Source organism: Algoriphagus sp. NF (assembly GCF_028823735.1).
Lineage (GTDB): Bacteria > Bacteroidota > Bacteroidia > Cytophagales > Cyclobacteriaceae > Algoriphagus > Algoriphagus marincola.
Map to the genome: position 1 here is coordinate 87598 of NZ_JAPEIB010000001.1, position 19583 is coordinate 107180.

The 19583-nt window shown below is 40.6% G+C and carries 14 protein-coding genes; 4 read left to right on the forward strand and 10 right to left on the reverse strand.

Translation table 11 applies throughout. The features are described from left to right. Nucleotides 1-29: 29 nt before the first annotated feature. From OU792_RS00345 to OU792_RS00375, 7 genes are all read right to left on the reverse strand, one after another. The gene (locus OU792_RS00345; protein WP_134200923.1) at nt 30-662 is read right to left on the reverse strand and encodes a sugar transferase; all 633 of its coding nucleotides are present in this window, start codon (nt 660-662) and stop codon (nt 30-32) included. Nucleotides 663-664: 2 nt separating this feature from the next. Beyond that, complete coding sequence (locus OU792_RS00350) at nt 665-1801, reverse strand: DegT/DnrJ/EryC1/StrS family aminotransferase (RefSeq protein ID WP_134200921.1); 1137 nt, start codon at nt 1799-1801, stop codon at nt 665-667. 101 nt (nt 1802-1902) lie between these two features. After that, entirely contained in the window at nt 1903-3069 is a 1167-nt protein-coding gene (locus OU792_RS00355) for a glycosyltransferase family 4 protein (protein ID WP_274669175.1), read from the reverse strand. Between the two features lie 212 nt (nt 3070-3281). Beyond that, the gene (locus OU792_RS00360; RefSeq protein WP_274669176.1) at nt 3282-4832 is read right to left on the reverse strand and encodes an alpha-amylase family glycosyl hydrolase; all 1551 of its coding nucleotides are present in this window, start codon (nt 4830-4832) and stop codon (nt 3282-3284) included. Nucleotides 4833-4899: 67 nt separating this feature from the next. Then, a complete protein-coding gene (gene fbaA / locus OU792_RS00365) occupies nt 4900-5961 on the reverse strand; it encodes a class II fructose-bisphosphate aldolase (RefSeq protein WP_024281857.1) in 1062 nt (353 codons plus the stop codon). Nucleotides 5962-5977: 16 nt separating this feature from the next. Continuing rightward, nucleotides 5978-8776, reverse strand: a complete 2799-nt coding sequence (locus tag OU792_RS00370) for an alpha-amylase family glycosyl hydrolase (protein ID WP_134200917.1) — start codon at nt 8774-8776, stop codon at nt 5978-5980. 79 nt (nt 8777-8855) lie between these two features. After that, nucleotides 8856-9890, reverse strand: coding sequence for a SusE domain-containing protein (locus tag OU792_RS00375; protein WP_274669177.1), 1035 nt, complete (start codon nt 9888-9890; stop codon nt 8856-8858). Between the two features lie 336 nt (nt 9891-10226). Here OU792_RS00375 and OU792_RS00380 point away from each other — a divergent pair, with 336 nt between their 5' ends. The 4 genes from OU792_RS00380 (at nt 10227) to OU792_RS00395 (ending at nt 16092) form a co-directional block, all read left to right on the forward strand. Then, nucleotides 10227-11255 (forward strand): LacI family DNA-binding transcriptional regulator, encoded by a 1029-nt coding sequence (locus OU792_RS00380; protein ID WP_134200915.1) that lies wholly within the window; start codon nt 10227-10229, stop codon nt 11253-11255. Nucleotides 11256-11435: 180 nt separating this feature from the next. Further along, on the forward strand, nt 11436-13874 hold the full coding sequence (locus OU792_RS00385; RefSeq protein WP_274669178.1) for a glycoside hydrolase family 31 protein: 2439 nt from the start codon (nt 11436-11438) through the stop codon (nt 13872-13874). An 18-nt stretch (nt 13875-13892) separates the two neighbouring features. Continuing rightward, nucleotides 13893-15218, forward strand: coding sequence for an MFS transporter (locus OU792_RS00390; RefSeq protein WP_274669179.1), 1326 nt, complete (start codon nt 13893-13895; stop codon nt 15216-15218). Continuing rightward, nucleotides 15211-16092: an ABC transporter substrate-binding protein gene (locus OU792_RS00395; RefSeq protein ID WP_274669180.1), complete on the forward strand. Its 882-nt coding sequence runs from the start codon at nt 15211-15213 to the stop codon at nt 16090-16092. The genes OU792_RS00390 and OU792_RS00395 overlap by 8 nt, the downstream gene beginning before the upstream one ends. On the opposite strand, the gene OU792_RS00400 is transcribed toward OU792_RS00395, so the two are convergent. The 3 genes from OU792_RS00400 to OU792_RS00410 form a co-directional block, all read right to left on the reverse strand. Next, nucleotides 16060-18033, reverse strand: a complete 1974-nt coding sequence (locus OU792_RS00400) for a tetratricopeptide repeat-containing sensor histidine kinase (RefSeq protein WP_134200910.1) — start codon at nt 18031-18033, stop codon at nt 16060-16062. The genes OU792_RS00395 and OU792_RS00400 overlap by 33 nt on opposite strands. 104 nt (nt 18034-18137) lie before the next feature. Further along, entirely contained in the window at nt 18138-18923 is a 786-nt protein-coding gene (gene surE, locus OU792_RS00405; protein ID WP_134200908.1) for a 5'/3'-nucleotidase SurE, read from the reverse strand. Beyond that, nucleotides 18923-19573, reverse strand: a complete 651-nt coding sequence (locus OU792_RS00410) for a hypothetical protein (protein ID WP_026945028.1) — start codon at nt 19571-19573, stop codon at nt 18923-18925. Before OU792_RS00410 ends, surE begins: the two co-directional genes overlap by 1 nt. Nucleotides 19574-19583 lie beyond the last annotated feature (10 nt).

The following is a 19583-nucleotide window of genomic DNA, read 5'->3' on the forward strand; positions in this document are numbered from 1 at the left end:
GAAGGAAAAAATTACATTTAAATTCTATTCTAGGCACTTATTTTAGCTTTTACACTTCTAGTCCCCTCAAATCTTCCCATGCTTACATGGCCCGTTTGTGAAACACCCTTTCCCTGAAGCACATTAAAAAAAGTAATAAATAAAATTTTAAGGTCTAGGAATAAGCCGAAGTTCTCAACATACCAGACATCAAAGTCGAATTTTTCTTCCCAAGAAATTGTATTTCTGCCATTAATTTGTGCCCAGCCACTAACGCCGGGAAGGACAAGATGTCTCTTTCTTTGATTTTCATTGTAAAGTTCTAAATAATCAACCAAAAGTGGTCTGGGACCAACCAAACTCATTTGGCCTGCAAGAACATTAAGAAGTTGTGGAATCTCATCCAAAGAGCTCTTTCGGATAAATTTTCCCAGGGAAGTAAGTCTCTCTTGATCAGATAACAAGTTCCCACTCTCATCGCAAGAGTCAGTCATCGTTTTAAATTTGAGAATATTAAAAATCCTCTCATCCTTACCTGGTCTTGGTTGCTTAAAAAAGGGATCACCCTTGAGCGTGATTGATAAAAGAATCAAAAGAAACAAAAAGACTGGAGAAAGAACTAGAAATAATAGCCCTGCTAGGATTATATCCAAAGCTCGTTTCCCAAATTTTCTATACCACACAGCTAAAAGGTTTTAGCAAGCTCCTTCTTGAAAATGTCAACAATTCTTTCCTGATCTTCAAAAGTCAAATTTACTGAACTAGGAAGGCAGATGCCTTTGTGAAAAAAGCTTTTCGCTACATTCCCTCCGAAGTATTTGATTTCTTTAAAGACAGGTTGTAGATGTAGTGGCTTCCAAAGAAACCGGGTTTCAATGTCATTCTTCATCAAAGCTACTCGAACCTGATCATTTGAAAAGCCGGTAACCTCTTCATCAATCAAAATGGCTGTCAGCCAAAAATTTGACTTAGACTCGTTTGCTTCAGGCTGGAAAGAAATCCCAACAAAACCTTCAAGGAGTTTTCTGTAATTAGCATTAATCTCCCGTCTCTTCTCCACAAATTCGTCGAGCTGTTCCAATTGTGCCAAAGCTACAGAGGCGCATAGATTATTCATTCGGTAATTGAAACCAATTTCCAAATGTTGATAGTAAGGCAAATCCTCTCTAGCTTGAGTTGAAAGGTATTTTGCTCTTTGGATCAAGTTAATTTTACTACTAACCAAAGCCCCTCCACCTCCTGCTGAGAGAATTTTATTACCGTTGAATGAATAGATTCCGACATCTCCAAATGTTCCACAGAAATCTCCTCGATAGGTACTACCCACAGCTTCAGCAGCATCCTCTATGATGGGAATTTGATATCGAGATGCAATAGACATGATTTCCTGAATTTTGGCAGGCATTCCAAACAGATGCACTATTACAATCGCTTTAGGCTTTTTTCCGTTTGCTATTCGATCTAGAATGGCATCTTCTAAAAGTTCTGGGGAGATATTCCATGTTTCAGGTTCGCTATCAACAAAAACGGGGGTGGCACCAAGATAAATTATGGGGTTTGCTGAAGCACAGAACGTAAATGTCTGACAGATAACCTCATCCCCTTTACCAATTCCTAAAAGTACCATAGAAAGGTGTAGGGAACTAGTGCCAGAGTTTAAAGCTACGATTTCATGAGAGGATAACTTATTTGAGAATTTTTCTTCAAATGAGTCAATAAAATCTCCGTTGGTCGCAAGCTGACCTGACTGAATCGCCTTTTTAGAATACACCTCTTCGTTCCCATTAAAAAAAGGAATCGAGAGCTTTATACCATTTGACATTTAATGACTTAGGGGTGAATCTGATGGAAACATATTACTAATCCAACAAAAATCCAACCAAGTGCTATAAAAAATAATTAATACTAAAAAGAAAATGAAAGTTAATTATAATTAATGGGGGTATTTTCAAAATCTTTTATAGAAACTTTTGACTTTTGATTGCCCTTCTTTGAGCCATTGCTATTCTTACCATTGGACAAAATATTTGGCTCTTTGGAAACTTTCTTTTTCACATATTTAACTGCTATCTGATCTAGCCTGAAACCAAGACCCAGAGTAATCGCTGAAATTACCGGTAGTACAATATGATCAGAAAGATCTTTCATTAGAAAAACAGAACCAACAATTAGTATTTGCACAAAAACCAAGATAAGTGCTACTTGATTGTGCTTCAATCCCATACGCATCAAAAAGTGATGTACATGGCTTTTATCCGGCGTCATCGGGCCTTGACCTCTACGGATTCTCCTTGTAAATACTCTCGCCATATCATAAAGAGGATATATCATCAGCGCTATCCCGGATGAAAAAACTGGGCTAAAACGCCAGCTTGCTCCTTCAGGAAGTGCTGCATTGGATTCCATAAAAGCAACAACAAGTGCACCTAAGGTAAAACCAAGGGTCAAAGAACCAGTATCTCCCATGAAAATCTTAGCCGGATGCCAGTTGAAGATTAAGAAACCTAGTATGCCTCCAAAAAAACTAAAGGATAAAACAGCATAACTTTCCAAACCTTGAAAAGCAAACCAAGCACCTAAAAGCCCTGAAACAACCAGACCTGTGCTTCCCGCAAGGCCGTCTAAACCGTCAATCAGGTTGAAAGCATTGGTCAAGGCTAAAAGCACGAACGCGGAGAATCCATAAGAGACAAAAAGGTGAAGCTCACCTATTCCTAGAAATCCATGCAAGTCCCTGATTCGAATATCTCCCATCACGACAACCATCGCAACAGCAACAAGCTGACCCAAAAGCTTCCTTGATGCCTTCAATTCCACCAAATCATCCCGTAAACCTACAATAAACATTAGACCGATTGCTCCCAAAAGATATCTTATGTCAGGAAGGGGGAATTGCCAACCCCATATAGCCATAGCAGCAGAGGCAGCGACAAAAAATCCAATACCACCCATAGATGGAACGAACTTTTTGTGGATTTTTCTCCCGCCGGGTTGATCTCCAATCTTGGCTCGCCAAAGCACTTTGATAATGATTGGCATCACTAAAAAACCGACTGCAAGGGATGTAAGAATTACAAATAAAAATAACATAAAATAGAATATTTCACTTTTCAAAAGTACAGATTTAACAACTTAAAATCCAATTCATTAATAAAAAGATAATGAAATGATTAATATACTACCTAGTCTACAAAATGGAATAAATTTATAAAGTGTTTTTATGTCGACTTGAAATGCATTTTTTATGATTTTAAACAGTATAATAGAAACATATAAAACATTTTTTATTTTAAACAGAAGAATTACTTAACATAAACCCTTGAGGCATTTTTTTGAAGAGTAAGTGTCCCGTTGAGATTGACACCATCTCCCATCCCAAATATCACTTTGTCAAACCCAGCCGGCAACTCAATACTTATTTCCTCATCTCCCAGATTGTGAACAGCGAAAATCGCTTGACCCTCATGAACTCTGGAGTAAGCCATGATGGGTTTTGGATATTCGCTTGAAGGAAGACTCAATTTTCCTAAGGCTAAAGCTGGATAGGTATTCCTTAGATTGATCAGGCTTTTGTAATGATTGAAAATACTATTAGGATCATTGCGCTGCAAAGCCAAAGGAGTCACTTCACTGTCGATACTGAATTTTGGCTCTATCCAAGTAGCCCTACCTTCATCCTTTGCTTTCACATCCCAAAGGAATGGCTCCCGAATATGTTCATCTGGCTTCAACCCTTTCATCCCTATTTCCTCTCCATAGTACAAGTAAGGAGCTCCGGGCATCGTAAGCATCACTGCAATAGCCTGCTTGTACTTGTCCACGTCCTCACCCAATTCATTCAAAAGCCTAGGTTGGTCATGGTTGGATGAAATAGTCGCATCAATAAACTCAGGAGTAATATTTTGATAGAAATCCAAAATCTCCTTTTGCTTCTTGGGCAATAACATCCCATCAGCAGAATTGAATGCTTCCAAAAGGGTGTAATGGAAATCAAAGTTGAAAAGGGCCGGAAGACCTGGAAGATATGGGGCTACAATCTCTTTCTTGTCATAAACTTCCCCTACTAAATAGACATCTGGTTTTATTGCCTCCATTTTAGCACGAAACTCTTTCCAAAACTCATGATTATCCAAAGGTCTATCATCCGGGAAAATATGCTTTGCTGCATCCAGTCTAAAGCCATCAACTCCAACCTCCTCTAGCCAAAACCGACCAATTTCATAGATTTCCTCCCGTACCTTGGGATTATCAAAATTCAAATCAGGCATTCCTCCCCAAAAGAAACCATAGTAGTAGTCTTCTCCTGACCCTGGATCATGCCATTGACGGATATTGTCGGAGTCCAGTGTAATCACTTTCTTATCCAAAAAATCGGCGATCGTATCTTTTTGAGCCCAGACGTAATAATCTCTGTAAGCATTATCTCTACCCTTTTTGCTTTCTTGAAACCAAGGATGTTCTGTAGATGTGTGATTGATGATCATGTCAATCACAATTTTGATATCCCGCTGATGAGCTTCCTCTAGAAGGCGCTTGAAATCCTCCATGGTCCCATAGTCTGGATGTACCGCCTTATAATCCGTCACATCATATTTATGATAGGTCGGTGACGGCATAATAGGCATAAACCAGATGGCATTTGCTCCCAATTCCTGCACATAATCCAGCTTCTCGGTGACTCCATTGAAGTCTCCTATTCCATCCCCATCAGAGTCATAGAAAGACTGCACAAAAATTTCGTAGGTAATCCCTGCATTTGGCCAGTAGTTTTTCACCTCCGGCTCTTTTTCCTGATTACAAGAGAAATAGAACAAAGACAAAATGAGTGCGATTAGAGTAGATTTAGCTTTCATGATGAGTGAGCTTTTGGGAAAAAAGAAAAGTCACTTTTGAAGGTGACTTTTCAGAACTTAAACTGATTTAGTTTCTATTGATAGCATTGAGCATATCGAAGGCCATTTCCAGACGCTTCACAAAGTTCTCCTCTCCTTTGCGTAGCCAGGCACGTGGATCGTAGAATTTCTTATTTGGACTATCCGGACCATCTGGATTACCCAATTGAGTTTGAAGATAGCCTTCATTTTTCTTGTAGTAATTCAAGACGCCTTCCCAAGTAGCCCATTGCATATCTGTATCGATATTCATTTTGATTGAACCATAGGAATTGGCTTCCCGAATCTCTTCTACAGAGGATCCTGACCCACCGTGGAAAACAAAATTTAAGGGTTTGCCACTTGTACCAAATTTCTCATTGATATAATCCTGAGAATTCTTGAGAATAATTGGCTTCAAGCTTACATTTCCTGGCTTGTATACTCCATGGACATTACCAAACGCTGCAGCGATAGTGAAAAGATCACTTACTTTTTTCAGATGTTCATAGGCGTAGGCGACTTCCTCAGGCTGAGTATACAGCTTCGATGAATCTACGTCAGTATTATCAACCCCATCTTCTTCTCCACCTGTAACCCCAAGCTCGATTTCAATCGCCATTTCCAATTTTGCTAGCTTTTTGAAGTAATCTACCGAGATTTCGACGTTTTCTTCCAAAGGCTCTTCTGAAAGGTCAAGCATGTGAGAACTGAATAGCGGCTTGCCATGAGCAGCAAAATGCGCCTCCCCTGCTTCGATCAAGCCATCAATCCATGGCAATAATTTCTTTGCAGCGTGGTCGGTGTGCAAAATAACGGGAACGCCATATGCTTCAGCCATTTGATGAACGTGATGAGCACCTGAGACAGCTCCAGCGATGCTAGCCTGCTGCTTGTCATTTGCAAGACTCTTTCCTGCGAAAAATTGAGCCCCACCATTTGAAAACTGAATAATGACTGGAGAATTAACCTTTTTGGCTGTTTCCAAAACGGCGTTCACCGAATTAGTTCCAATCACATTCACTGCCGGAAAGGCAAACTCATTTTCTTTGGCATAAGCATAAAGATCACTAAGCTCTGCCCCGTATTTTACTCCTGGTTTAAATTTCATGTATTAATAGGTTTGGTTATCTCTTAATAAAGCGCTGATGCAGCACTCGTCTGGTATCAAACGCTTCAAAGATATAAATCCCATTTTGAATATTCCCCAAATCAAATTCTAATTTCTGTCGGATGTCTTGTGACTGACCCGACACAATCACTCTTCCACTCATATCGATAATTCGATAATTGGCAGCATTCATCCCTTCTGGAAGCTCTACATTAAGCTTTCCGGTAGTGGGATTGGGATAAATATTGAATTGACCTTCGGGAATAATTTCATCCGGAATCGAAGTGACAAAATCCTCCTGCAAAATCCCATCCTCTGGTTTTGGCAAAGGCTCGCTGGTAAAGAGCAAGAATTCAGAAGCGCGAAGGTTGAAATTGACTGTGGTCGAAGTGATAGTCAATTCCTCTCCTGTGAAATAGTTATACCATGTCCCTATCGATGGAAATGACAAGGGAACATTGCCAGCAGTCCCAAGTCCGAAGTTCCCGTGGATCACAACATCCATATCAGGGTGCTCCAGAATAATTGATTTCACTCCCCCACTCAGATTAAGCGTGGTTTTTTCTGGTTCATTGAATGCTTCATGGGACTTTTTCAGCTTGATCATTTCTTGATAAAGCTTGAACAAGCGAATACGCTGAGGATCATTCAAATATTCCCAGCGTGTTGGTTTGATGCCAAGACGATCATTATTGAGCTCTTCATCATAGCCAAATTCCCCAAATTGCCAGAGCATCTTAGGTCCGGGCACACTAAAATAAAAGGCTGTCAATAACTGATTCCGGTTGACTGCATTTTCTAACTGTCTCAAATTGACCGGAGATGTCTTTCCAAAATTTAAGGACTCCCACATGACACGTTCTTCGTCGTGAGATTCTTGGTAGGCTACCAGATTTGGGTCATTCCAACCTCTATTTCCATGATAGGCCCAGCCAAAGTCTTTATTTTCACCTTTGGCCATTTCCCGGAAATCAAAATTCATATTACCCCAAAACATCATCCCGTAATCGGCCAGTTCTTTTTCTTCGTCATTGGCAGAGAGATGCTCCAAAATAACGTAGGCATCCGGATGATTCGCCTTGATTCGATCATAAATTCCTTTCCAGATTTTTATCCGACTAGGGTCATACTGAGACCAAAGACCTACATTATCACCTGTATTGACCTGGGTAAAGCCTTTACTCAAATCAAATCGAAAGCCATCGAATTTGTATTCAGTCAACCAGTAATTATTAACCGAATCAACAAATGCTGCCGTGTAAGGGCTCTCGTGGTTGAAGTCATACCCCACATTAAATGGATGCTTTGCCACCCGATTGAGCCAAGGATTGTCCTCGGTTGGTGCGCCGTAGTCCCCATCATTGTACAGTCGGACAAAAGGATTCTGACCAAAGGCATGATTCAGCACCATATCCAAAATCACCATAATTCCCCTACCATGGGCCTCATCAATCAGCTGCTTGAGGTCATTTTTGGTACCATAAAACTTATCAGGCGCAAAAAAGAAGGATGGATTGTATCCCCATGATAAATTGCCTTCAAACTCGCCAATTGGCATGAGCTGAATGGCATTCACCCCCAAGTCCTCTAAGTAGTCAAGTCGCTCAATCACTGCCTTGTAGGTTCTTCGATCATCAAAATCCCGAACCAATAACTCGTAAATCACGAGTTCCTCCGAGTCAACCTTTTCGTAATTGACATTTTTCCAAGCATAAGGAATTTGTGCAGTTTGGAGAAAAGAGGCCTGGAACTCCGTTTTACCACTTGGGTAGGGTTTGAGTCCAGGATAGCGCCCTTGATCGATAATTTCCTGATCCAAAAATGGGTCGGAAATTTTATCGGCGTATGGATCTCCTATTCGAATGCTTGCATCGACTAGATATTGGAAAATGTATTCCTGCTGAGGTGTTAGACCTGAAATTTTCAACCAAAAGATTTCTCCATCAGGAGTTCTATTCATTTGATAATCAGGCAGCACCTTCCAATCATTAAAATCTCCAATCACATGCGCAATTCGCTTTCCGGGAGCTTGCAAGGCTAAAATCACTTCGGTATCAGAGATGTAATTGATCCCAAGCTGGGTTCCTTGAGGAAGTGGGGCCTGCTCTGATTCTGTAAAGACATTGATGGTGACTGCTTCAGAATCTGTTTCATCACCCAAAACAGCTTTTGCTGTCAATGTAAAAGTTCCCGCCTCGGTGGCAGAAAACTGGTAGGAAAGCGAATTAACGCTTTGTGCTTCAGCAACCTCAGTTCCATCCAGTTCAAAACTAATATCCGAAGTAGCAGAAGTCTCAGCTTTGAAAGTATAGCTTTCTCCTACTTCTAGTGAAATCTCATTTGTGGCTGGGTCTGTAATATTTACAGTAAATCCCTGCGCTAAGTCAATAAAAAAGTCTCCATTTGAGGAGGTTTTTCCTTCCAGAGTGCCGGCTGCATTTCTAAAAACAGCTCCCAATCGGTAAATGGTTAGGTCATTTGGATTATCAAAAAAGTCATTAGGTGTGAGCTCAAAAGTGTAAATATTAGCCTCACCTTCCACCTTGGTCATTTTTGCATTGGGATCAGCAGTTCCCCACTGGAAAGGAACAATGGACCAAGTCGTCGAATTTGGTCCCTCAGTGACGGCTCCGATATGAATATAAACGTCGCAATTACAATTAGCTAGGCCAGTAGTACCTTTAGACGCATCGTAGATTATTTTGATTTTCTCAGCGGCATTCGGAACAGAAGGGTCTGTCGTGACCTGTGCCAAAGATGGAAACCAAAAAAGGGTAAAAAGAAAGTAGATAAAGACGCACTTGATTGGTTTCATTTTTGGGAATTTGATAAATGATAAACCGACTCCAAACCAAATTATGCTTGGAGTCGGTAAGTAAAAATCTTGATTGGAATTAATTTTTAGTCATAGTGTAAAGAACCTCACCTGGAGTACGGAAGTCAAGAGTGATTGTGTAATTTCCTGCTTCGGACACTGCAATATTTGCTCCGTCAGCCTCAAGCACACCATCTGCACCTCCGAAATTGAATGCCCAGTCCTGATTAGCTCTAAATTTCATTTCTCCTTCTACAAGGTCTGCGGTGATGGTCAGGACATTTTCATCTCTGTTAAAGCCCATCTTGGTTTCAGAATCCCAACCCCCAGCTGTAGCACTTCCAATGATTCCCCAATATAAAGGACCACTTAGCTCATAAGTTTTTGCTCCTAGATCCACTTTCATCAGGTAAGTACCGAATTCGGTCACTTTGATATTTTCTCCATCTTGATCAAGTGTGCCGTCTGCACCGTTATCTCCATAATTCACATCCCAGCTATTGGTTTCATTGACCTTGAACTCCCCAGTACCACCAGGTAGAATATGTACATACCCTTCAAACACATTGTCAAAGTTAACTGACTTCAGTACCGTCATTTCGTTTTCTGGATTCCATCCTTGATAGTCACCAGGAACGTACATTACTGGAAATGCGACATCAGCATTATAAGGGGTCACGGTAAGTCTTACAGACTCACCAAAAATTGGTGATAATGGCTGTGAAATTGAAGCTTTTACCCGAAAATCCACCTCAGTAGGTGTATCGAACATAGCTCCTTTTGCAAGCACTTCATCGTTTAGGTCTTGCGCCATTACTTCAATGATATTTGAAGTCGAAGAACCTAGGGAAACTGGATTTGCAAAATTAGATCCTGCTAGATCCATCTCCAGTTCGTAAGTCACAGAACCTGTCATACCGAAGTCTGCGGCAGTAACAGTAAAAGGAATCAACTCTTCTGGATTATCAACACTCAAGGTTAGACTAGTGCCAGAACTTGGGCTTGACAAAGTTGAACCAGTTTGTGGAATAATGGGGGGCATTTCATAGTTTTCACAAGCCCACATCGCAGGAATTACTGCAACCATCCAACCTAGTTTTTTTAAAATTTTCATAGTAATTGGAATTGTTAATTGATTTTGGTTTCGATTTTACCGCAGACTTGGAAAAGTACAATTTAGAATCCTCTCTAAGCTTCTCAGACCAAGTCCGATCTAGATAATCTTATGAAAATATAATTTTAGGCTATACACAAAGCAATAGGTTTTGAAAAAATATTGGGACTATTTTCGATGCAATCGGTTGCGTTAACGTTTGCATAATCCTCAATTTTTTGAATTAAAGTTTGGTGGAATTGAGAAAATTCAAAGATTAGAGTGTAAAACCTTTTTTGGACTTATTCATTTAAGTCCGATTTTGTTTTAACTTAGATTCTCGGAATAATATAATTTATGAAAATAGGACAAGCTACCATCAAGGATATCGCTCGGGAACTGAATGTTTCCTCTTCCACGGTTTCGAGAGCATTGAAAGATTATCCCGGGATCAGTGACGAAACCAAGCGAAAGGTCAAGGAGCTTGCAGAAAAGCTTAACTACCGACCCAATGCCATTGCCCTATCCCTTCGAAAGAGCCGCTCTTTTACGATAGGAGTTATAATTCCTGAGGTGGTTCATTTTTTCTTTTCAACAGTGATTTCCGGAATTGAAGAGGAGGCCAATTCTAGAGGGTACAATGTGATTCTGACCCAAACCAATGAAAAACTGGACCGGGAAAAATCCAGCATTGACACCATGCTATCCAATCAAATCGATGGATTTTTAGTCAGCCATTCAAAAGAAACAGAGGATTTTGAGCACTTTTCTAAGTTATTGGATCAAGGCTATCCCATTGTATTTTTTGATCGAGTACCGCAAATACCCCATGCTGTCAATGTCACTGTGGATGATTATAAGGGGGCATTTGATGCAGTCAGTCACCTGATTCAACAAGGATACAAACGTATTGTCCACCTATCGGGACCAAAAAACCTGACCATTAGCAGCGAAAGAATACGAGGATATAAGGATGCATTGGTAGCAAATGGAATTGAAATCAATGATGCACTTATTGTAGAATGCCCACTCGGAACTGATGATGAAAGCAGGAAAACAACCAGGCAGCTGCTTGAATCGATGGAAGAACGACCCGATGCTTTTTTTGGAAACAATGATATGGCCGCAGTCGGAGCGATGTTGGCCTGCAAAGATTTGGGATTGAGAGTACCTGAGGACATAGGCGTGGTAGGCTTTTCGAATTGGCAGTTTTGTTCGATGATTGATCCAGGGCTTTCTTCTGTAGCTCAACCTGGGTTTCAAATGGGTGCAAAAGCTACCCAATTACTTCTTGACTTAATTGAGAAAAAGATCAATCCAGAAGATATAAAAGAGTCGATTACACTTCCTACCGAACTTTTAATCCGAAAATCATCTGTTCGCTGATTTTTTTTTAAAAATTTTAGAAAAAAATGTGCAATCGATTGAATAGGGATATTTTAATCGTTATGCAGCATTTCCAACTTGATCGAGTTTAAACGCCTCTTTGCCACTTCTTTGATTTCATTTTTCCTATCGGTAAGGTTTATAAATTAGCGTTTTAGCAGAATCAGTCAATTACCGTACATGCAACAAGAGCAAACTCAAAAACAAATCTTCAGTTCTTCTTCCAAACACCATGGATGTGGTTCTGTAATTTCTTGGGAGCAAATCGAAGAAGGAATAAAAGGGAGTTTTCAGCGAGGATTCTTCCGCATTACTTTTTCCAAAGAAGCAATCGCTAGAATTCAAATTAGCCAATCTGAATCCTTTGAAGAGAACCCTTATTCCGTGATCAAAAGCGACCCATTTTATGCTTTTGATTTAGATGAGGAAGAAAAATATCTATATCTCAAAACTGAAACCCTAAAGGTCCAGCTAAATAAAGTCAATGGAGTAATAAAATTTTATGACAGCCAAGGACATCTCCTCAATGAGGATGATACTTTGGGGACAGCTTGGATAGGTACTGAGGTGAATTGCTATAAGAAAGTACAAGAAGGCGAGCGATTCATTGGCTTAGGAGAAAAAACGGGGGGTCTGGATCGAAGCGGTAAAGCCTTCACCAATTGGAATACGGATTACTTCGCTTATGGTGTGGGAGATGATCCACTTTACATGAGTATCCCTTTCTATGTAGGAATTCATTCCAAAGGTCAATACGGAATCTTCTTTGATAATACGCACAAGTCCGTTTTCAATTTTGGGGCAAGCACCAATCGCTTCATGTACTTTGGTGCTGAAGATGGAGACATGGATTATTACTTCATCCACCAAGCATCAGTATCAGGGATCATTTCAGAATTTACCAATCTCACAGGTCGAATGGAACTTCCGCCGATTTGGTCTTTGGGCTTTCAGCAGTGTAGATATAGCTATTACCCTGATTCTGAAGTATTGACTTTGGCAAAAACCTTCCGAGACAAGGACATGCCCGCAGATGTGATCTACCTTGACATCCATCACATGGAAGCTTATAAGGTTTTTACATTTGATGGAGAAAAATTTCCTGATCCTAAAAGTCTCATCAAGCACCTCAAAAGTCTTGGTTTCCGAGTGATTGTCATCATGGATCCCGGAATCAAAGCCGAAGAAAACTATCTCCCCTATCAGGAGGGCCAGTCGAAAGACCTTTTTGTCAAATACCCGGATGGGGCCGAGTACCAAGGTCAAGTATGGCCGGGCTGGTGCGCTTTCCCTGATTTTACCAAAAGTAAAACCAGGGAATGGTGGGCAGAGAAAATGGCTTTTTACACTGATGCCGGAGTGGATGGCTTCTGGACTGATATGAATGAGCCAGCTTCTTGGGGTCAATTTACTCCAAATCTGATTGAATTTGATTTTGAAGGTGAAGGAGCTTCCCACCGGAAGGCAAGAAATATCTACGGGATGCAGATGGCTCGAAGTGCACAAGAAGGCTCAAAGTTTAATTCCCCAGAAGAAAGACCTTTTATCTTGACTCGCTCTGGATTTGCCGGAATACAGCGCTATGCAGCTGCTTGGACTGGTGATAATGTCGCAAGTGAAGAACACATGCTCGCCGGAGTTCGATTGGTGAATAGCCTAGGAATTAGCGGGGTATCATTTGCAGGATATGATGTGGGAGGTTTTGCAGGAGAAGCCAGTAAATCTTTATTCGCAAGATGGATGAGTATAGGTGCATTCTCTCCTTTCTATCGAGCTCATTCCATGATCAATAGTAACGATGCTGAACCTTGGGCTTTTGGCGAAGAGGTGGAAGAGATATCAAGGAATTACATGAAGCTTCGATATGCTTTATTGCCTACGATTTACTCCAAATTCTATTCTAGCACTCAAACGGGTTTACCCATATGTGCAAGTCTCGCTATCGATTACCCACTTGATCAAAAAGTATATCATTCGGCATACGAAAACGAATACCTATTCTGTGATACATTCTTGGTGGCACCTGTAGAAAGTACCAAAGAGATCACTAAAGTTTATCTCCCCGAAGATGATTGGTACTATCTATATACCGACGAATTTTACGCTGGAAAGAAAGAAATATATCTCGACTGCCCTTTAAATTACCTCCCAGTCTTAGTAAAAGCCGGAAGTATTTTCATGATGCAAAATGTAGTGTCAAATACCAGTCAAATTAATGATGGGGTGCTAAGGGTACATGTTTACAAAGGTGGATTGGGAAGTGAGTTTATTCACTATGAAGATGACGGGCTTTCTACCAACTATCAAAGCGGTGAATTTTCAGAAAGAAAAATGAGCTATGATCCAGAGAAAATGGAATTGATCCTCGGAAAGCCAAGTGGAAACTTAGGTTCAGCTTATTCAGAAATTGAATTCTACTTCCATGGATTTCAGTTGGTAACGGTCACCGTAAATGAAAAGTCTCACAAGGTCGAAGAAAAAGACTTTGCCTTTATTGGTAAGCTGACTGAGTTTGACCCTTTACCGGAGCAAGAACACCCGTACCACGAAATCAAAAATCTCAAGACCATTAAAATCAAAAACGATAAAGAGGAAATAAAAATCTCAGGACTTTTTTGATTCAAAAATAAACCCAGCATGACCGAACAAAAAAAACGCCTAAGTTTCTGGCAAATCTGGAACATGAGTTTCGGATTTTTGGGCATCCAATTTGGCTTTGCCCTCCAGGGCGGGTTTATGTCCCGCATATTTCAAACTCTTGGGGCTGATAAGGACACCATTCCTTTTCTTTGGATTGCCGCTCCTTTGACTGGTTTATTGGTGCAGCCTATCGTTGGCTATTTAAGTGATCGAACTTGGCATCCGAAATTTGGAAGAAGAAAACCTTTCTTTTTCATCGGAGCTGTGCTCAGTACCGTGGCACTTTTCTTTGCGCCTTATTCATCTGCACTTTGGATGGCAGCAGGTGCACTTTGGATCTTGGATGCTTCTATCAATATCAGTATGGAGCCTTTCCGAGCGCTTGTTGCTGATAAGCTCCCTGACTCTCAGCGATCGTATGGGTTCGTTGTCCAAACATTGATTATTGGAATCGGAACATGGGTAGCTTCCAATCTTCCCTGGATGATGACCCAACTAGGTGTTCCAAATACTGCACCTGAGGGAGTGGTCCCTGATTCTGTAAAATATGCTTTCGGAATTGGTGCATTGGTACTTTTCACTTCCATTTTATATACCATTCTGACTACGGAAGAATATCCTCCTGAGAATATGGAGGAATTTGAAAAGGAAAAAGCTGACAGTAGCGGTTTTATGGCTGGTGTAAAGGAAATATTTAAAAATATCGCCGGAATGCCTTCTGTAATGAAAAAGCTGGGAGTCGTACAGTTTTTTTCATGGTTTGCTTTTTTCACGATGTGGAGCTTTGCTACTCCTGCTATCACAGAGCATGTTTTTGGTGCGACAGACACTACCTCAGCAGCTTACAATGATGCTGCTGACAGCGTAGGAAACTATCTGGGAACCTATGGATTGGTTTCTATGATTTATGCTTTGATTTTGGCTTTTGTGGCCAGTAGAATCAGGATAAATCGCCGCTTGCTTCACCTAGGCAGCCTGATAGCAGGCGGGATGGGGTTTATTCTGATTTATTTTATTTCAGAGCCATGGATGCTTCATATTAGCTTTTCTCTGGTGGGAATAGCTTGGGCAAGTATCCTTTCCATGCCTTACGCCATGCTTTCCAGTTCTGTCAACCCACGAAAAATGGGAGTATACATGGGGATTTTCAATATGTTTATTGTCATCCCGCAGATCATAGCCGCTTTAGGCGGGGTGAATTTCCTCTACAAATTCTTCTTTGGAGAAGCTGTGATCAATACCATGCTTTTGGCGGGAACTATGTTAATTTTGGCCGGATTTTCCAATCTTCTGATTACAGACAAGAAGGCTATTCATGACTAAAGAAAGCATCATTCGGATTACAGGTGTACCCGAGCATTTCAATCTTCCTTGGAGAAAAATCGTAAATCAGCAACCCTTCCTTGAAAGGCAGGTCCGATTGGAGTGGATAGATGAGTCTCGTGGCTCCGGACAGATGAATAAGGCCCTTCGAAACGGAGAAACAGATCTTGCGATCGTACTTACGGAAAGTTTCCTGAAAGATCATGAACAAGGAAACCCGTCCAAATTGATAGGCTTTCATGTCAAATCTCCCCTTATCTGGGGAATCCACGTTGGAAGCCAAAGCAAGTATAAAAACCTTCAGGATATTCAAAATCCTAAATTTTATATTAGCCGACTCGGTTCAGGGTCAAACCTTATGGCCTACGTGTTGGCGAAACGGGAAAATTGGAATCCCAAAGATTTGCAATTTGAGATAGTAGATAACCTTGATGGGGCACTGAGTCGATACGAATCAGATCCCGATGCGATATTTCTTTGGGAAAAATACACAACCATGCCTTGGGTACAGTCCGGTCAACTTAGAAGAATCGGAGAAGTGCCCAGTCCGTGGCCTTGTTTTGGAATAATTTGCAGGCAGGAAGTCATTGACCAGTTTGGAGATTTGATATTTGACCTACGGGACCAAGTCTACCAGCTATCCAATTCCCTACAAAAAGCCCCCGATTTAGCAGAAGAAATCTCCAGTTTATATCATTTGGACAAAGAACAAGTCTCTGAATGGCTCCTACAAACCGAGTGGGAAACTGAATCAATTATTGATACCAATACCTTAAATCTTGCGATGGAGAAAATGGTAGAATTGGGAATTCTTTCGGAAAAAATTAACCCGAAAGCCTTTTTAGCTATAAACCGAATTCGTCTCACTAATTAAAAGTGAGGCAGGAAAATGAACACATACCCGGGCACCTTTGCCAGAGATGTTTTCAATAGAAAGATTTCCGTCCACCATCCTCACAAATTCTTTACAAACCTGTAGTCCTAAACCAGACCCCTTCTCTTTTTGAGTACCGGGCTTGGATTGGGTTATTGAATAGTCCTCCCTCAAAATCTGACTGATTTGCTCAGGGTTCACTCCTTTTCCTTCATCTTCTACACACCAAATTAGCGAGCTTTGATTTTCCATGATGAAAGAACGAATCACTCCATTTTCTGGGGAATATTTGATCGCGTTGCTTAAGATATTCCTCATCACAACTTCAATCAAATCCTGATCAATCATCAAGTCAAGATCTTCAGGAAGTTCATTTTTGATATGTAAGGACTTGGATTGTATCTGTCTAGAAAGTAAGTGGTTTGTATTTTTGAATAGTGAGTTAAGGTTCACTTTGACTGGATTTAACTTAAACCCTTCCATCTGTGAAAGCGACCAGTTCAATGTATTGGAAAGTGTGAAATGTACAGAGTCTACATCCTTTTTTAAGGTGTTTAATATTTCAAAAAATTCTTCCTGAGAAATATTACCACCCATTGTCATATCGATCAAGCCCTTCACGGAGGCAATAGGCCCTTTCAAATCATGACTTAATATAGAAAACAACTTATTTTTTGTTTCATTGATCGTTTGAAGCTGTTCTGATTTCCTTTCCAGGTCAGCATTTTGGGAGGCTATCTTTTGCTGCTGAGCTACTAAGTCTGCATTGATTTTACGTATATCCAAATTGAACTTTACCACCCAAAAACCAAGAACCAACACAATTATGGCTGCAATACTCATGATCCAAACGATCCGATTGATAAAGGCAAGCCTGTCCGCCTGATTTTGATTTTGAGCTTTTAGCAACTCCACTTCTGATTTTTCAAGATTGTCCTGAAACATCCCTTGCATCAATGAAATCCGATCTTGATTCATTTTATTGGTAAGCGAATCATTGATACTTACATAGGAATTAAGATGCTGCAATGACATTCTTAAATTCCCTTTTTGCTCATAGAGCTCTGCCAAATATTTATGAGACTTGGCTAGCTCATCCCTGAAATTATTAGCTTTTGAAACTTCAACTCCCTCTAGTAGGATTGATTCCGCTTTGTCTAGTTCCCCTTTACGCAAATACGTATCTCCCAGCCTATGCATGACACTTGCTAGAGTCGTACTCAAACCCTGTCTGCGTGCCATATCTAATGAATTCTCAAAAATGATTGCAGCACTGTCTAGGTATCCTTGGGAAAGGTAGACATCCCCTATCACCCGGTTAGAAAAAGATGTGAGATAAGGCGATCCAGAGGCTTCATTGATGTTTATAGCCTTTTTTGCAAAAAGCAAAGCTGAGTCATAGTTACCTAATTGACTATGGATATAAGCCAGATTGTTTAAGCTCCTAATCTGTGTGTAAAGATCATCCTTGCCCTCTACTGCGTCATAGGCATTTTGAAATTGGAGCAGGGCCATTTTGAAATTTTGCTGCTCGAAGTAAAGAGCACCAATGTTATTTAGAATCCTGGCAATCTGGAGCGAATCGTTGATTTGAGTGGCAAGACCAAAAGCAGTTTCGGAATATTCAAAAGCAGTTTGCCATTTTCCACGACGATAATTTATCCATCCTATATTTTCTTTGGCTCTAGCTTCTCCTGATAAATATTGGATTTCCTTTGCAATCGAATCTGCCTCAAAGGAATAGTCCATAGCCTCTTGCTGTGACCGCTCCCGGAGCTCCGAACCCAATTGATTAAGCACATCAACTCGGCTCTCTGAATTGAGAGAAGGCAAAAGATTTCTTAAACTATCGACATTAACTTGCTGGGCCAGTCCAAGTGGGATGCTCGCAAAGACCAGAAAACAAAGAGATAGGAGTTTTTTGTAAACCGTATAACTCACAAACAATGGATTTTGCTTTCAAAGATACTGATATCCAATAAATGTGAAATTCTTTTTTCAGCTAGAGCAAAAATCTCATTTATAGGATTTAATTATAACGGACTTTACTTTTTTAAATATTCCCAGTCCCAATCTTTGTTCATTCTACTGATGGCATGATGGGCTGTCAAATCATATTGACAAGGAACTATCGAAACATAATTATTGGCAATAGCCCATTCATCATTATCTTCTCCTTTGTCAAAATTCACAAAATTACCTGCCATCCAGAAATACTTTCTTCCATTAGGATCGAAACGCTCCGAGAACTCCTCTTGCCACTTTGCATCAGCCTGTCTACAAAGCTTGATACCCTTGATTTCTTCATTTTGCTTTGGAGGAAAGTTCACATTCAAAGCAACACCTTTTGATATACCTCTCTCTAATACCTGAGAAGCAATTTTCTCAACCCAGGCCTCCACATGCGAAAAGTCTGCTTTGGATGAATAATCGCAAAGGGAAAAACCAATGGAGGGATACCCTTCCAATGCTCCTTCGATAGCAGCCGACATCGTGCCAGAGTATAGCACTGAGATGGAAGTGTTGGAGCCGTGATTGATCCCACTGACAACCAAATCCGGAGTTCGATCCTTTAGCACATAATGTTTAGCGAGCTTGACACAATCGGCAGGAGTTCCACTGGCACTGTATGCTTTTACACCTTCAAAAATCTCCTCCTCATAGAGACGCAGAGTTTCTCCAATTGTGATGGCATGTCCCATTCCAGATTGAGGGCTATCTGGCGCGACAACTACCACTTCACCCAATTTTTTCATTACTGATACGAGAACTCGAATCCCCTTTGAGGTAATTCCATCGTCATTTGAGACGAGAATAAGCGGTCTTGACATTAGTTTTTGTTCAATTCGTTGTAATAAGCAGCTATTCGGAGCAAATCTCCTCGCTTATCGTGCTCCAGACGATTTTTTCTCATGAAAAGACTTATTTCATCGTCATGACCTGGGAGCATCGCAAAAAGATCCTTTTTCTTCATGCTGTAACGTTGGATTTGATTGTCTTTGAAAAAATAATAATTGAAGGCTAAGCGATAACCAATCATGTTTTGAGGTCCCCAGAATGGATTCATTCCCACGGGTCCCCAGGCATTCATATTTCTTGAGTCCGTGGCAATATATTCTCTACATAAGAGTGCGATTTCCTCTCCTTCAGTAAGCACCTCAAAGAAGATAGGCGTCTCATAGTCGCCATTCAGTGAATATGGAAGGCTGTAAAATTTTCGAAGTCCACCGTAGATATCATCCAAGATTTCAAAATAAGTCACATTGGAAGCTGTGAAAGTCGCGATGGTCTCTACTTGCAACTGCACTAGATTATTATCCAAATCATATTTCACCAAGCCTGAATAGACTTGACCATCGGTAGTATGAATATTTCCTTTATGCCAAATCTGGGAGGGAAATTGATTTTGAGCAATCAGTAAGCTACCACTCATAAGCATGAGTGCTAGAGTAAGGATATATGATTTAATTATCTTATTCATATCTTAAGAT